A 14,971-nucleotide genomic window follows, 5' to 3' on the forward strand; every position below is an offset into this window, starting at 1 on the left:
CTCGACCTCTTCCTCCGCATCGCCCCCGAGCTCTACCTCAAGCGCCTCGTCGTCGGAGGCCTCGACCGCGTCTACGAGATCAACCGCAACTTCCGCAACGAAGGCGTAAGCACCCGCCACAACCCCGAGTTCACCATGCTCGAGTTCTACCAGGCCTACGCCAACTACCACGATCTGATGAACCTCACCGAAGAGCTCATCAAGTTCGTTGCAATGGAAGTCAACGGTTCCCTCATCACCCACTTCAACGGCAAGGAGATCAACCTCGGGAAGTGGACCAAGCTCTCAATGCGCGACGCCATCATCAAATTTTGGCCTCCCGAATATGGTGCGGAGCCTGCCATAGAAGACTTCCAGTGTGCTGAAACAGTCAGAAGCTTAATCGACCGTGCACTAGATGCATCTGGATCACCCGTGACGGTGAGTCAGGTAAGATCAACTCTTTCCGAGCAACCTCAAACACTCGAAGCCTCAAAAAGACTTGATCGCAATCTTCTTGCGCTAACATCGCAGATGCTTAAGCGAGGTCAGCAGTCTTATGGAACTGCAATTGCCACACTCTTTGAAGTAGTAGGGGAAAAACACCTCATCGATCCACACATCATCTACGACTTCCCCCTGGCGGTCTCCCCGCTCTCGAAGATCAAGCCCGACGAGCCCGACTGGGTCGAGCGCTTCGAGTTCTACATCGGAGGCTTCGAGGTCGGCAACGCCTTCTCCGAGCTCAACGACCCCATCGACCAGGACAACCGCTTCCAGCAGCAGATCGAGCAGAAGGAGCGCGGCGACGAAGAAGCCATGTCCGCCGTCGACGACGACTACGTCCGCGCCCTCGGCTACGGCCTCCCACCCACCGCTGGGGAAGGCATCGGCATCGACCGCCTCACCATGCTACTCACCAACTCCTCGTCGATCCGCGACGTCATTCTCTTCCCCCTCATGCGGCCGCGCCAGAAGACCGCCGAGCAGGTCGCTCAGAAGGAAGAGCAGCCCCACGGGGAATCAGCAGAATAATCCGCAGACAAAACATTCATTTCATGAGTAAAATTCGTGGAAGCCAATCCGGCTCCCGCGAAAGGTACCCATACGCCGCGCCGCCACTCTTCTGCTCCTCACGTTGATCTCTCCTTTCGCAACCGCACAGATGAAGGTCACCAGCCTGGACGGCCCCGTCAGCAACGTAGAAACCGGCTCGCTGCTCGACTACATCTCCACTATGCAACCCGCTGCCTCGAACGAGAAGAACGCCTGGTCCTACGGCACCTCAGGACAGGCGGTTCGTGCCCTCGGGCTCATCGATCAGATGGGTAGCGGCTCGCAGATCGCCCCCAGCCAGCTCGCCGACCAGATGGTCCGCTTCTGCGATGCGCAGCTGGCCGAGCGCAACGACCTCGCACCCGAACCGATTGGCCAGCACATGATCTGGACCAACCGTATCGATCCAGCGTGGCCCAACGATCTCTCCAAACCGAAGCTCAGCACCGGCGGCGAGCAGGGAGACATGATCGGCAATCTCGGCAACTGCGCCGTCACCATCCTGCACACGCGCTCGCTTTGGAACAAGACCGTCCCCGCCGGCGACCCACACCACTTTGGGGCCACCTATCTCGATCGTGCGAAGACCTACGTCAAGCAGGCGGACTTCGCCATCGACCACCACATCCTCAACGGCCTGCTCGACCTCTCGCACGGCAACCATCAGTACTTCGCCGCCGGTTCACCCTACAAGGGCGGCACGCCCATCCCCTGGAACCAGGTCATGATGTTCAACTACGGCTTCCAGATGCTCTCTAGCGCGCACACCCTGCTGCACGACGACGCCGCCCGCGCCACGCGCTATCACCAGATCGTCGCTGACAACATCCCGTGGTTCTTCACCGAAGGCGTCCAGAATGTCACCACCAGGCAGGGCCGCTCGGCCTACAACTGGGCCTACGCTCTACCGGCCAGGGGTGGCGAAGACTGTACCCACGCTCGCATGGACGTCGCCGGGCTCTACCTCTCGTACCTCGAAGGCAGCTATCCGGTCACGCGCGATGAGATGACGCGGCTCGCCAATACCTTTACCGACATCATCACGCTCGCGCCCGGAAGCTACTCCGGCCGAGTCGACGGGACCTCCGGCAACACCGCCCACACCGCCGCAATCGACAATGTGAAAAACGGCTTCCTCTTTCTGGCCGAGTTCCGCCCCGACGCCTATCAGCAGATCGTCAGCCAGGCCGTCACTGTCGGTTCAACAGCCGCCGCCACTGAAGGAAGTACGACCGGCGACACCGATCTCTTCGCCCGCTTCCTCTGGGCCAAGCACCGCCACAACCAGCACAGCCGATAAGAACAGAAGCAAAACCCGTGTCATCCTGAGCGAAGCGCAGCGTAGTCGAAGGATCTGCGGTTCCACACGCAACCTATCAATCGTCCACGCGCCTTAGGCAGCCCATCGCGCAAAACCGCGACGTCACTTTCCCTTCTTCAGCCGCTTGACCACACCGGCCAGCGAGTGTTCGTTCATCGCGTCCACCGCATCCTGACGCACCTTCTTCATCAACCCGGCAACTGCCTTGTCCTCCACGACTAGCCAATCCCCCGAGGTGGCAGCAAAGACCTCCCCGAGCCCGATCTGTTTAGGAGCAAGCTTCAACTTCGCTCCCCCGTTCGGCCCCTTCTTCTGCTCAATCAGCCCACCTTTTTGCAGCAGAAGGAAGGCTCTACGCACCATCACCGCGCTCTCCCTCAGGCTGTCGGCAATCTCGGCCGAGGTCTTCATCGATCCCGGTTCCTCTGCCAGCACCGCAAGCACCCGAAGGCTTAACTGAAAACGTTCACTCTGCGCCATGGAAAGCAAGCTAACACAACAGGAGCCACGCCGCCGTTTACAGAGATCGACCGAAGCCGCTCATGCACTTATGAGCGGCGCAGTGGAGAAATCTGCTTCTCAAGCAAAGTGCCTCTCCGCATACCTCCTCGCGATTCGCGCCCGTGGGTTCGGGCTAGTCCGCTTCACCATGTAAAATTTCAAGGTGAATATCCTTTTTGTCGGCGATATCTTTGGCTCCGCCGGCCGCCATATCGTCCGCGAGCACCTTCCCCACATCGTCGAAACCAACTCCGTCGATCTCATCGTCATCAACGGCGAAAACTCCGCTGGCGGCTTCGGAATCACCCCCTCCCTTGCCGAAGAGATCTTCGACATGGGAGCCCATGTCATCACCACTGGCAATCACATCTGGGATAAACGCGAGATCTTCGAGTACATGACCGTGCCGGCCGACTCGCACGAGCGCGGGCGCCGCGTGCTGCGTCCCGCAAACTACGCCGTCGGGACTCCCGGGTTCGGCGTCTACCAGGGCGAGCTGCCCTCCGGCCAGAGCTATGCCGTCCTCAACCTGCAGGGCCGCGTCTTCATGTCCTCCTGCGACGATCCCTTCCGCAAGGCCGACGAGCTTATCAGCAAACTCACCGCGAAGATCATCCTGCTCGACATCCATGCCGAGACGACCAGCGAAAAAGTCGCGCTGGGCTGGTACCTCGACGGACGTGTCACTGCGGTCCTCGGAACCCACACCCACATCCCCACCGCAGACGCCCGGGTCCTGCCCGGTGGAACCGCCTTCATCACCGACGTCGGCATGTCCGGCCCGTACGATTCGGTCATCGGAGTCGAGACCGAGCTGGTCCTTAACCGCTTCCTCACCGGTATGCCCGGCAAGTTCGAGGCCGCCAAGGGGAATCCAAAGATGGCTGCCGTCCTCATCGGCTGCGACGGAGCAACCGGCCGCGCCTACTCCATCCAGCACCTCCTGCTGGGTGAGTAGCGGAACTCGCCTCAGAGAACCTTTTCGAGTATCACGAACTCGAGGTCGTCCCGCAGCGGCCTGCCGACCTTCTCGTCTTCGTAAGGAAACGGCTCGCGCTCGCCGGTACGCACATAACCGCGGCGCTCATACCATGCGCACAGGTTGTCTCTCACGTTTACAACCGAGATGCGCAGCCGCGCTCCACCTCGCTGCCGAACCGCCTCCTCGGAGGCTTCGAGCATCCTGCGGCCAAGCTGCTGGCCCTGGCGCTCCGGACGAACCGCCAGCATTCCCATATACCAGACCTCTTTGTCCTTCGGCTCCAGCCAGACGGACCCCAGTAGCTCCCCGCTGCTCTCATCCCGCCAGATCAACAAAAGTGCTTCCGCACAGGACTTCAGATCGTCCTTCAGGGTTTCAAGACTGATCCTCTCCCCTTCGATGTATCTGCTCTCGAGCGTCCATCCCACCTCGCCACGAAAGGCGAGATTTGTAAGGGCCACAATATCAGGGAGATCGGCCTCCGATGCGGGCTGTAGGTTCATGAAACCGTTCTATCCCAGATCTGCAACAGCGGCAAACCCCTCAGAAGGGAGCGCAAATGCCTGTCAACTGTCATCTGACCCTAAGTTGTTTCGTTCTAATGATATAGAGATGCCGATTTGATCCACGTCTTTAGGTACTCTGAAAGTAGCCCCTTGTTCTATGCTGGGTCCAAAATAAAGCAACCGGACCACGTGGAGAAAACACGAAGTCCGGACCCATCTCGCCTGTTTCGAATACTTTGCGCAAAAAGACGGGTGGGTGGGATCTCCAGGTCATGCACGAGGACAAGAAAAAGAGGCAGCCGTTTCGCTCGGCTGCCTCTCAGGTTTTTACCACCTACCCGGCGTATTAGCGCCGGTGAGTGGTGGTCGAACGGTGATGCGTTGCTGTGGGCTTGGCCGGTGTCTTCTTCGGCTCCACAACCGATCCATTGATCATCGTGATCATGATCGGATTCGGCGTGAACGAGTCGTAGGTTCCGTTGACCGTGACCTTGTCTCCCGGTGCTGGAGTTGTCTTCAGCGGAGCGGTAAGGTTGACCGTAAAGTCAGCGGTCTTGGACTGCACGGCGTCATCCGAGACAGACAACACAAGAGAATTGTCAGTGGCGGACACGACGGTTGCATCCGGGAACTGAACTGTCTTGCCCTTGATCGTATCCCATACCTTCGCGGCATCTTCCGGAGTCCCGTTCTGCAGGATGAACTCCTTGTCGCTTACGGCCAGGGTCGCCAGGTCAGGAGTGCTGGCGATCACCTGCTTCACGATGTCAGCGGGCTTGGGAGCAGGCGTGATCGTCGTGGCGAGGTTTGCCGGCGGATCAAGACTCTGCTGCGCAGCAGTCACCAGCGTATCGAAGCCGTCGTCAGCACCGTGATACTTCTTGTAGCAGTACTTGGCCAGAGGCATCATCTGCGTCTTATACGGCTCCGGCGCGAAGGTCGCGGCGCGAGTCGCGTACCAGGCGCAGTTCAGCGGATCAGGCGGAGTCATCTGGTAGTAAGCCTGAGCCAACAGGTAAGTGTCGGTCAGCAGCGGTCCAGGCGTCTTGGTCTGCTCTACAGGAACGCTGGAGAGGCTCTGTTTTAGCTGCGTAACAGCGGTTGCAGCGTCCTTCTTGGCGAGTGCGTCGGTCGCAATGGCGCGATGGAAGACGGGATCGGCAGCTTCCTTGAGCTTTGCGAAGTCGGCATCGTTTATAGCGGCCGGCTTCGGGGCGGTCAGGCCCTTCTGGCCGGCGTCAGCAGCCTTATCAAGCTCTGCCTGCTTCGCAGTCGGATCGGTGCTCTTATCGGCATTCTGCAGATGGAAGTAGGCCTCCATCGTCAGCGCACGAATGTTGGACGGATCGACCTGCAGCAAGCGGTCCGCGGCATCAAGCGTCTTTACCGGATCGAAGGCGCTGTAAGCAAGCATCAGGCGCTGAAGCACATCGTTCTTAACCTGAGAATTTGGATACGTCTGCAGAAAGGACTCCAGCGCAGGAGCCTGCGTCTGAGGTGTGCTCTGTGCAATCGCCGCTGTATATGCATTGTATTCGGCTGGCGCGAGCTGGACTCCGCTCCCCGCCTGCTGCGCATTCGCGCCGGGACTTGCCGGGGCCGGGGCTTGTGCAACCGCAACACGTGCACCCGATGCAACGCTAGCGACCGCCAGGAGAGACGCAACGACTACCTTCTTCATTCCCACACACTCCTCAGAAACTTTTCTTCTCGTTTAATCTTCCGCCCGGCTGTTGCCAGATGGTCAGACCGATATAACACAATTGCTATGCATCAGGACAATTATGACGAATAGGATGCATATTTCAGCTGTAGCCCCGTCAGATCTGATCAGCGATCCAGAGGTTTTCAACTGCATGATCCATCACGGCATGATGATGCGGATTATAGAAACCCCGTTGCTCCATGGCAAGGGTCGGGAAAAGCAAGCTCCTGGAAAGGCAGTCTGCAGGAGGCCCTCCACCCTGCTGATTGAGGGGGTTTTTGCCAAATCTGGCGGGATTCACATTCACCGACGCAATTTTCTGCAGAAACATACGCCGCACCACGGTAATCTCGCGGTGACAACCCATTGGTAGTGTTAGGGACTCCTTATCCACAATAGCTAGTGTTGAGACCGTTGATTCCGGGCCGCCATAACGCTACAGTTAGCTCAGTCTTAACTACTGTGCTCTCCCCGATGGAAAACGACCGCACAGCAGAGAGGTGACTTTGCTCAAGCTCAAAAAAGTCCAGATCCTCGGATTCAAATCCTTCTGCGACAGGACAGAGGTTCAGCTCTCCGGTGAAGGCATCGCCGCGATTGTCGGCCCCAACGGATGCGGCAAATCGAATATATCCGACGCCATCACATGGGTGCTTGGCGAACAGTCGGCCAAGAGCCTTCGCGGCATCAAGATGGAAGACGTCATCTTCGCCGGAACGCGCGACCGCAAGCCAACCGGAATGGCCGAGGTCTCTCTCACCCTGGTCGATCCCGAGGTGTACGACGGAGCCACCCTCTCCCCGGATGGCCCTGAAGTCGTCGTCACGGACGAGCTCCCTGCCGCGCAGACCGCGGAATTAGGTGACTGGGACGAGGCCGCCCTGCGTCAGCAGCGCGCACAAGAGACCGAGGACGCGGTCGTTGAGGCACAGCCGGGCACGATCATCGAGGGCGAAGCGGCAGAAGTACCAGCCGAAACTCCCGAAGGGTCCAGCAATGTTGTTCTCAAAATTCGCCGCCGCAAGTTCAACCGCGCACCTGTGCGTGCCGGTGAGTTGACCATTACACGGCGCCTGTTCCGCTCAGGAGAGTCCGAATACCTGCTCAACGGCAAGATCTGCCGTCTGCGTGATATTCAGGACATCTTCATGGGGACCGGCCTTGGCGGAGAATCCTACGCGATCATCGGCCAGGAGCGAATCGGCCAGCTGCTCAGCTCCAAGCCGCTGGATCGACGCGGCATCATCGAGGAGGCAGCCGGAATCACCCGCTTCAAGACCAAGAAGCGCCTTGCAGAGTTGCGTCTCGAATCCGCAAAGCAGAACCTCGCACGAGTCAACGACATCTTCGAAGAAGTGACGCGCCAGATGGGGACGCTGAAGCGTCAGGCTGCGAAGGCTGAGCGCTACGGCGCTCTGCGCGACGAACTCCGTACACGTCTGCGTGTTGTGCTGGCGAGCCGGATGGCGCAGCTCGATGCCGAATCCACTGAGGCCAACGAGAAGATCGCCGCGCTGGCCACGCAGATCGACAGCCAGGCCGCGATGATCGAGCAGATGGACGCCGAGCACACCGAGGGCATCAGCCGCGGCTACACGCTGGATCAACAGATTCGCGAGACGGGATCGAGAGCCAACCAGTCGGCGGTAGAGCTGGAACGGATTGCAGCGCGCACTGCGTCGAACAAAGATCGAGTTGCAGAGTTGACGCAGCGGCTTGACAGCGGTTCGGATGAGCTTGCTCAGGCGCGGGAGCAGTTGACCTCGCTGGCCGGCGAATTGGAGCAGCATCGCAGCTTCCTCGAGAATGCGACGACCGAGGCGACAAGCTCACGCGAATCCGTGCAACAGCAGCATAACGAGGCACAGGAAGCCGTGCGCGCGCTGCAGAGCGCCGAGCAGCAGGCCGAGCAGAACCGGCGACAGACTCTGCAACTGGTGCAGCGTGCATCCCAGACCCGAAACGAGGAGGCGCAGGCCTCCGCTTCTCTGGCCAGTCTTGAGCAGGAAGCACAGCGCCTGGAACGTGAATCCGAGGTAGCTCGCCAGGAGCTGGAGACACTGGGCCTGCAGCGCGGGCAGGTCAGGCTGTCGTTCGAGTCGGTGACGGAACGCCTGAAACGACTGGAGACGGAGATCGCAGAGATGCGGCTCCAGATCGATGCTCGCCGCAAGGAAGAGAACGAGAGCAAACGGCGTGGCGATCAGCTTCGCGGAGAACTGGCGACGCTCAATGGCCGTCGGAACTCGCTTGAGGGCCTGATCCGCGACCATAGCTATTCCACCGATACGGTACGGAATATCTTCAAGTCCAGCGCCGCCGCACAGTCAGGGACTGTAGCTCCTGTCGGAACGCTGGCGGACTTCCTTGAAGTCGAAGGCAAGTACGAGAGCGTCGTCGATGAGTTTCTGCGGGACGAACTCAACTACGTTGTGGTCAAGAGCTGGGACGCGGCCGATGCCGGAATGCAGCTTTTGCAGACCGATGTCGCGGGTCGCGCCACCTTCCTCGTTCACCCGAGTGATGCCCAGGCAAACTTCTCCTTCGCGGAGGGGATGGCCAGCGAGGCTGCAGGCAACACGACTCACATCGAAGGCGTCGTGCCGCTACGGGACTGCGTTCGCGTTCTGGATGGATTTGGCAAATCGCTCGAAGTGATCCTGCCCAAGCTCCGCGAAGGATACGTCGCTCCCGATTCTTACACGGCACGCACGCTTGCCCTATCGAATCCGCACGCCTTCTTCCTTTCGCCGACGGGCGAGACCTTCCACAACGTCACGGTCACGGGCGGTCGCCCGAGAGCCCAGGGTCCGCTGGCCCTGAAGCGCGAGCTAACCGAGGTGCAGCAGAAGATCGATCAGGCCCAGCAGGCGCTGACGCAGGCAGATCTACAGACGGCGGAGCTGCAGCACCAGATTGCAGAACTGAACTCTACTATCGAAAGCAGAATGCAGGAGCGGCGCGACTCCGAACGGGAGGCGGCCAACTCCGGAGCGGCGCTTCGTCAGATGGAGTCGGAGGCGGCGCGGATCGAGCGCAGGCTGCAGGAGTGGTCGCTGGCGACGGAACGAAATCGCGATGCCCGCAACCAGAAGACGGAGCTTATCTCCCGGAAGCAGCAGGAAGCTGCCACCTTTGAGACTGAGCGCGCCGGACTCGAAAGCTCACTCGCAGAGTTGCAGGCGCAGCTGGACGAGTTGCGCAGCCGTCGCGAGAGGCTTCAGCAGTCCGCAGCAGAAGCCTCGGCAGCGCTGGCCGGCCTGGAGGAGCGTCGCCGGAATGCGCAGGCGAACTTTGATCAGACGTCACGGCTGTACAACGGCCAGAATCAGCGGATCCAGCAGATTGAGCAGCAGCTCTCCGCGGCAGCTGCCGAGAAGCTGCGGCGCGAAGAAGAGACCTCCAGCCTGGCCACCCAGCATACAGAGTTGGCCGAGACGCGCGCCAACGCACTGGCGGAGGGTGAAAGCCTGACCGCTCAGGCGACGGAGCTTCGTTCTGCAATGGCAGAACTTGATCAGCGCCTGCGCACACTGCGACACGAGACCGAAGGGCTGCGCGAAGAGCGTGCCGCCCACACCGCCCGAGCCGCCAAACTGGCTTCGGACATCGAGCATATCGACGCCACATGCCTCAACGATCTTGGGGTCGAGGCGGGGACTCTTCGCAGCGACGAGGCCATTGCCCGCATCGAAGGCGATGCCCTGCACGAAGAGGAAGAGGCTTCGCGCGGTCTGAAGCAGAAGCTGGAAGCCATGGGGCCAGTCAACATGATGGCGCTCGATGAGTACAACGAGACGACGCAGCGTCACACCTTTCTCGAGACGCAGCGGAAGGATCTGCTGGATTCCATCGAAAACACCCAGGCGTCGATCAAGGAGATCGACGAGATCTCCCGCCAGAAGTTCGACGAAGCTTACCGGGTCATCAACGAGAACTTCTCAATTACCTTCTCCAAGCTGTTTGGCGGCGGGCAGGCGTTCATGAAGTTGACGGATGCCGAGAACTCGGCCGAGAGCGGAATCGATATCGTGGCGTCTCCCCCCGGCAAGAAGCTTCAGAATGTGCTGCTGCTTTCGGGTGGAGAGAAGGCACTGACGGCGCTGTCGCTGCTGGTCGGCATCTTCCAGTACCAGCCTGCCCCGTTCTGCATTCTGGACGAGGTGGATGCTCCACTGGACGAGACGAACGTTGGGCGCTTCTCCAAGCTGATCGCCGACATGAGCACAAGCACTCAGTTCGTTGTGATCACACACAGCAAACGAACCATGGCGCAGGCGGACATCATCTACGGAGTGACGATGCAGGAACCGGGAGTGTCCAAGGTCGTCAGCGTCAACCTGAACCGCCGCGACGACAACACCACGCGCCGTGCGGTAGCCTGAGAACTGGGACGACTTAGCCTTTGCGGCTGAGCCGTCCCCTCCAGATACCCTGCAAACGATGCATCTACCTCTAACCTTCGGACTGCTGGGCCTGCTCACCGGAGCAGTGCTGGTGCTTCGCCTGCTTTGGTGGAGGTTACCCTGGTGGCTACGTCGCGCTGTGCTGGGGCTGGCGGTTGCGATGGTTCTGCTGCGCATCGGTTTCATCGCGACGCAGTGGAGCACGACCTCTACGCGCATGGATGCCGTGATCAGCTGGCTGGCAGTTGCCGGGTATGAGATTCTCCTGGCGAGGTTCAGCCTGATGCGCCCGCAGTGGCTTACGACGGTCAGCGCCCTGATCCTGCTTGTACCGCTGATCGGCTCCACGCTGCTGATCCCACTGACGCGCGTCTTCGACTGGTCCGGGGCGGACATTTCGCAGCTGAGCGGTCCCTACATTCTTGAGAAGAGTTCGTGGGACACCGACGGGGCCGGAAACTCAGGCCTCGACCTGATCGTGTTCTATCAGCCGAGACTCCTCCCGTTTTTGCGTCACTATTCGCAGCGCGCCTCCTTCGGCGACGATGAATGCGTTCCCCAGGAAGCCACGGTGCAGAGTGATCCGGAGAAACGCACGGTGCACTTCCATTGCCCGGCGCGCGGTGATGGTAAGCCCCCAATCGATGTGATTCTCCCCCTGCGTTAAGGCATTTTCGGTAGGCGCGAAGGTGATACCGTCAAAAGTGTTATGCGGAACGCACTTCTGGAAACCAGCCTCGGATCGCTTGCGCTTACAGCACGCGGTAAAGTTCGTGATATCTACTCTCTTAGCGAAGACGAACTCCTGTTCGTTGCAACCGACCGCATCTCGGCATTTGACCATGTGCTCGGGAGTGGTATTCCGGACAAGGGACGCATCCTCACCCAGCTCTCCCTGTTCTGGTTCGACTTCCTGAAGGATGTCGTCAAGAACCACGTCTTGACCGCGGATGTTGCGCAGTTCCCCTCCATGCTCGCACCGTATACAGATCAGCTTGAGGGGCGAAGCATGCTGGTGCGCCGCGCGACGATGTTCCCTGTCGAATGCGTCGTGCGGGCTTATCTGTCAGGTTCGGGGTGGAAGGACTACCAGGCAACGGGCGCGGTCTGCGGGATCGCATTGCCGTCGGGCCTTCGCGAGTCGGACCGACTGCCGGAGCCGATCTTTACCCCGGCAGCAAAGATCAACACCGGCGGTCACGATGAAAACATCTCGTTCGAGGATGTAGTTGCTGCAGTCGGTGCGGAGAACGCGAATGCGCTTCGGAAGCTCACGCTCGATATCTTCGAAAAAGCGTCGGCTCATGCCGAGAGCCGAGGATTGATTCTGGCGGACACGAAGTTCGAGTTTGGAGTCGTCGACGGAGAGATCATCCTGGCCGATGAGGTACTGACTCCTGATTCCTCGCGCTACTGGCCTGCGGAATCGTATTCTCCAGGAGGCGCTCAGCCTTCCTTTGATAAGCAGTATGTCCGGGATTACCTTGAATCGATTCGCTGGAACAAACAGGATCCGGCGCCTTCGCTCCCCGAAGAGATTATCGAAAAGACAAGGGCGAAATACCTCGAGGCGTTCCGGCTGATTACCGGCCGCTCGGAGCTATGAACCCTCTGGATTGGCTACTGATCGCGATCGTCGCCATCTCGGCGATCCAGGGGCTCTTTCGCGGTCTTGTGCTTGCCTTATTTTCACTTGCGGGGTTGGTCTGCGGCACCGTACTTGCTGCATGGAACTATCGGGTTGTTGCCGCAAGATTGTCAGGAGTAATCAGCAATCCGGCCTTCGCCAGCGTCGCAGCATTTCTTCTGATAGCGGTCGGTGTCATGGTGATCGCCGCGATCCTGGGGCGCATCGTGCATGCGTCGGCGCACGCGATCGGTCTCGGGTTTTTGAACAGACTTGGGGGAGCCGGTTTCGGTGTGGTGAGAGGATTCCTGCTGGGTTTCGCTATCCTGACGGCCCTAACCGCTTTTCTTCCCACGGCCGAGTGGCTGAAAAATTCTCGTCTCATACCCTATTTCCTTGCGGGTTCACATGCGGTATCCTTCGTTGTACCTCACGACCTCGAACAGCTAATCCTGGCCGGTGGATCCGAACTCAAGCACAACGCAGACGATTGGATCAAATCGCGTCCTTAGGGTCACAATGGGGAAGTGTCGCAGTTAGACGACCAGCGAGGAGTAAGCCTTTGAAGCGCGAATTGGACGGTCTTGTCATTCAGATGCACAGTGCCGGAGTTTCCTATTCTGATGCGGTCCGCCAGTTCAAGCGGCGCTACATCCTTGAAGTTCTTGCGCAACACAAAGGCAATCAGTGCAAGGCTGCCGAGGAGCTCGGCATGCATCGCAACACCCTGAGCCGTACCCTGGCAGAGCTGGAGATGGACACGACCCAGATTCGCAATGGTATGAGGCGTCCGCCCGTAAGCGAGCGTCCACGGATCCAGAGCATCGCTCCTGGCTTCAGCCGGGGAGCGACTGGTATCCGTTAAGGCAGCAGGCGAGTCTAATCCGTAGCTCCTCTATGCATCTTTTCTCACAACGCAGCGCTCTCCTCTTCTGTCTAGCGACATGGGCGTTGTCGGCCGGGATCGTCTCTCCGATGATCGCGCAGCAGCCTGCTGTCGCAACAGCTTCTCCGAAAAACTCTTCCGATGGCACCACACCGGCCAAGGAATACACGAAGCGGGAGCTGAACGATGCCGAGGATGCCTATCTTGAGGGCGCGCAGTTTCTGGATCGGGGACAGCTTGCTCGCGCCGAGAAGGCGTTTCTCAAGGCGGCGCAGATCGTGCCATCCAGGAGCGACTATGTTCAGGCAGCTGCGCTTGCCCACGAACATCAAGTCACGGAACTTGTCCAGCGGGCTGGACAAGCGCGGCTTCTGGGACATGGCGAAAGGGCCGACGATCTGCTTGCCCAGGCACATCAGCTGGATCCGAACAACACTATCGTCAGCCAGCACCTGAATGCGCAGAATTCGAAGCCGGAACTTCATCGCGCGATTGAGATTCAGAATGTGAAGCCCAGTCCATACTCCCGCGACATCGACCATATCGCCGGGCCTATCACTCTCGCTCCCTCTCCTGTAGTAAAGGACTTCCGCCTTCGCGGAGACACGCAGCAGATACTGCGTGACGTATTCATGCAGTACGGTATCCGGGTTGTGTTTGATGATTCGGTGGAACGGCAGAACCTGCGGCTCGATCTCACAGAGGTTTCTTACCTTCGAGCTTCGAATATTGTGCTGAGCATGACGCACACCTTTGCGACTCCCGTGGATGAGCACACGGTTCTGATCGCCAAGGACACGGAGCAGAACCGGCAACGGCTGGAACGACAACTCGAAGAGACCATCTACGTTCCCGGCTTTACCTCAGCGCAGATGAAGGAACTGGGAACAGTCGTTCAGAGCGTCTTCGACGTGAAGAAGGCGAGCGTTCAGAGCAATGGCGGAAGCATCGCTATCCGAGCCCCGGAAGATACTGTCTTAGCGATCAACCAGACGGTGAGCGACCTCGTCGATGGGGATGCGGAAGTTGTGCTCGACATTAATCTCTACACCGTCGACAGAACCAGACAGCGCAACATTGGAGTTCAGCTCCCCCAACAGCTTGGCGTCTATAACGCGGAGAGCGAAGCTCACAATATCGTGACTGCAAACCAGTCTCTCGTTGATCAGGCGATCGCTCAAGGACTGATTCCAGCAGATGCCAATGACATCACGATTGCGCTCGCGTTGATCTCTTCTGGAGCGGTCCAGAGCTCACTTCTCGCCAACACGATCGGTTTCTTCGGGGGTGGTCTGACGCTCTCCGGTGTCACAACAAACGCCGCAACAACCTTCAATCTGGCGTTGAATTCAAGTGATACCCGCGCACTGGACACGATCAAGCTACGGCTCGGCGATCGGGAGACCGGGACCTTTAGGTCTGGAACGCGCTACCCCATTACCACGTCAACCTACACCAGTGGAATCACTGGATCTCAAAGTTCTCTTGCGGGAGTCACAGTGAACGGCGTGAGCGCTCAGTCTCTGATCAGTCAGGCGACCAGCGTCACTGTTCCCCAGATCCAGTTTGAGGATCTTGGGCTCACCTTGAAGACGACTCCCACGGTCCAGAAATCGGGCGAGGTCAGCATGCAGATCGACCTCAAGATAGAAGCACTCGCTGGCGGAGCCCTGAACAACATCCCGGTTCTTGCGAACCGTCAGTATGTCTCAACTGTGACCGTCCGGGATGGTGAAAGCGCTATGCTCGCCAGTTCCCTCTCCCGCAGCGAGTCGGCGGCCGTGAGTGGGCTTCCCGGACTTGGGGAGCTTCCAGGGTTTCAGACGGCAACTGGAAATAAGGTGTCGGAGTATGACACAAGCGAGCTGGTTCTTCTGATTACGCCGCATGTTGTCCGTCACCGGAAGAACAATATAGCCAGTCCTCGGATCGCCTTCGAGCAGCGACTGCCGGAGTGAAAAGATGGGTAAAATTCAAGCACTTGCGGGGCACCGCGGAGTTT

Annotated in this window: 12 protein-coding genes; 9 read left to right on the forward strand and 3 right to left on the reverse strand. The window is 59.2% G+C overall.

Annotated features, from left to right (window positions below; translation table 11 throughout):
- A partial coding sequence (locus tag JAO29_RS08785; protein WP_334267831.1) for an amino acid--tRNA ligase-related protein occupies positions 1-1,014 on the forward strand: 1,014 nt, incomplete at its 5' end.
- Between the two features lie 130 nt (positions 1,015-1,144).
- Positions 1,145-2,335, forward strand: a complete 1,191-nt coding sequence (locus tag JAO29_RS08790) for a hypothetical protein (RefSeq protein ID WP_334267832.1) — start codon at positions 1,145-1,147, stop codon at positions 2,333-2,335.
- Positions 2,336-2,458: 123 nt separating this feature from the next.
- Here the strand turns inward: JAO29_RS08790 and JAO29_RS08795 are convergent, their stop codons facing one another.
- Positions 2,459-2,836, reverse strand: coding sequence for an RrF2 family transcriptional regulator (locus tag JAO29_RS08795; RefSeq protein WP_334267833.1), 378 nt, complete (start codon positions 2,834-2,836; stop codon positions 2,459-2,461).
- Positions 2,837-3,020: 184 nt separating this feature from the next.
- On the opposite strand from JAO29_RS08795, the gene JAO29_RS08800 reads away from it, so the two are divergent.
- Positions 3,021-3,815, forward strand: a complete 795-nt coding sequence (locus JAO29_RS08800; protein ID WP_334267834.1) for a TIGR00282 family metallophosphoesterase — start codon at positions 3,021-3,023, stop codon at positions 3,813-3,815.
- An 11-nt stretch (positions 3,816-3,826) separates the two neighbouring features.
- On the opposite strand, the gene JAO29_RS08805 is transcribed toward JAO29_RS08800, so the two are convergent.
- Both JAO29_RS08805 and JAO29_RS08810 read right to left on the reverse strand, forming a co-directional pair.
- Positions 3,827-4,342 (reverse strand): GNAT family N-acetyltransferase, encoded by a 516-nt coding sequence (locus JAO29_RS08805; RefSeq protein ID WP_334267835.1) that lies wholly within the window; start codon positions 4,340-4,342, stop codon positions 3,827-3,829.
- Positions 4,343-4,691: 349 nt separating this feature from the next.
- Positions 4,692-6,026, reverse strand: coding sequence for a hypothetical protein (locus JAO29_RS08810; RefSeq protein ID WP_334267836.1), 1,335 nt, complete (start codon positions 6,024-6,026; stop codon positions 4,692-4,694).
- A gap of 530 nt (positions 6,027-6,556) precedes the next feature.
- Between JAO29_RS08810 and smc the strand changes: the two genes are divergently transcribed.
- Genes smc through JAO29_RS08840 form a run of 6 tightly spaced genes read left to right on the forward strand, consistent with a single transcriptional unit; the run spans position 6,557 to position 14,927 of the window.
- Positions 6,557-10,435, forward strand: coding sequence for a chromosome segregation protein SMC (gene smc / locus JAO29_RS08815; RefSeq protein ID WP_334267997.1), 3,879 nt, complete (start codon positions 6,557-6,559; stop codon positions 10,433-10,435).
- Positions 10,436-10,493: 58 nt separating this feature from the next.
- Positions 10,494-11,123 carry a hypothetical protein gene (locus JAO29_RS08820; RefSeq protein ID WP_334267837.1) on the forward strand — a complete coding sequence of 210 codons (630 nt, stop codon included), beginning with the start codon at positions 10,494-10,496 and terminating at the stop codon, positions 11,121-11,123.
- Between the two features lie 42 nt (positions 11,124-11,165).
- Positions 11,166-12,062, forward strand: coding sequence for a phosphoribosylaminoimidazolesuccinocarboxamide synthase (locus JAO29_RS08825; protein WP_334267838.1), 897 nt, complete (start codon positions 11,166-11,168; stop codon positions 12,060-12,062).
- Positions 12,059-12,595 (forward strand): CvpA family protein, encoded by a 537-nt coding sequence (locus JAO29_RS08830; RefSeq protein WP_334267839.1) that lies wholly within the window; start codon positions 12,059-12,061, stop codon positions 12,593-12,595. Before JAO29_RS08825 ends, JAO29_RS08830 begins: the two co-directional genes overlap by 4 nt.
- A gap of 50 nt (positions 12,596-12,645) precedes the next feature.
- The gene (locus JAO29_RS08835) at positions 12,646-12,948 is read left to right on the forward strand and encodes a helix-turn-helix domain-containing protein (protein ID WP_334267840.1); all 303 of its coding nucleotides are present in this window, start codon (positions 12,646-12,648) and stop codon (positions 12,946-12,948) included.
- A gap of 32 nt (positions 12,949-12,980) precedes the next feature.
- Entirely contained in the window at positions 12,981-14,927 is a 1,947-nt protein-coding gene (locus tag JAO29_RS08840; protein ID WP_334267841.1) for a hypothetical protein, read from the forward strand.
- Positions 14,928-14,971: the final 44 nt, after the last annotated feature.

The organism is Edaphobacter sp. HDX4 (genome assembly GCF_036877565.1).
Classification (GTDB): Bacteria; Acidobacteriota; Terriglobia; order Terriglobales; family Acidobacteriaceae; genus Edaphobacter.

What these genes read in the sequence shown, in the direction of transcription:
- JAO29_RS08820 (WP_334267837.1), top strand. Translation starts at nt 10,494, where the DNA reads ATGCATCTACCTCTAACCTTCGGACTGCTGGGCCTGCTCACCGGAGCA.
- JAO29_RS08810 (WP_334267836.1), bottom strand. Translation starts at nt 6,026, where the DNA reads ATGAAGAAGGTAGTCGTTGCGTCTCTCCTGGCGGTCGCTAGCGTTGCA.
- JAO29_RS08795 (WP_334267833.1), bottom strand. Translation starts at nt 2,836, where the DNA reads ATGGCGCAGAGTGAACGTTTTCAGTTAAGCCTTCGGGTGCTTGCGGTG.
- JAO29_RS08840 (WP_334267841.1), top strand. Translation starts at nt 12,981, where the DNA reads ATGCATCTTTTCTCACAACGCAGCGCTCTCCTCTTCTGTCTAGCGACA.
- JAO29_RS08830 (WP_334267839.1), top strand. Translation starts at nt 12,059, where the DNA reads ATGAACCCTCTGGATTGGCTACTGATCGCGATCGTCGCCATCTCGGCG.
- JAO29_RS08790 (WP_334267832.1), top strand. Translation starts at nt 1,145, where the DNA reads ATGAAGGTCACCAGCCTGGACGGCCCCGTCAGCAACGTAGAAACCGGC.
- JAO29_RS08825 (WP_334267838.1), top strand. Translation starts at nt 11,166, where the DNA reads ATGCGGAACGCACTTCTGGAAACCAGCCTCGGATCGCTTGCGCTTACA.
- JAO29_RS08805 (WP_334267835.1), bottom strand. Translation starts at nt 4,342, where the DNA reads ATGAACCTACAGCCCGCATCGGAGGCCGATCTCCCTGATATTGTGGCC.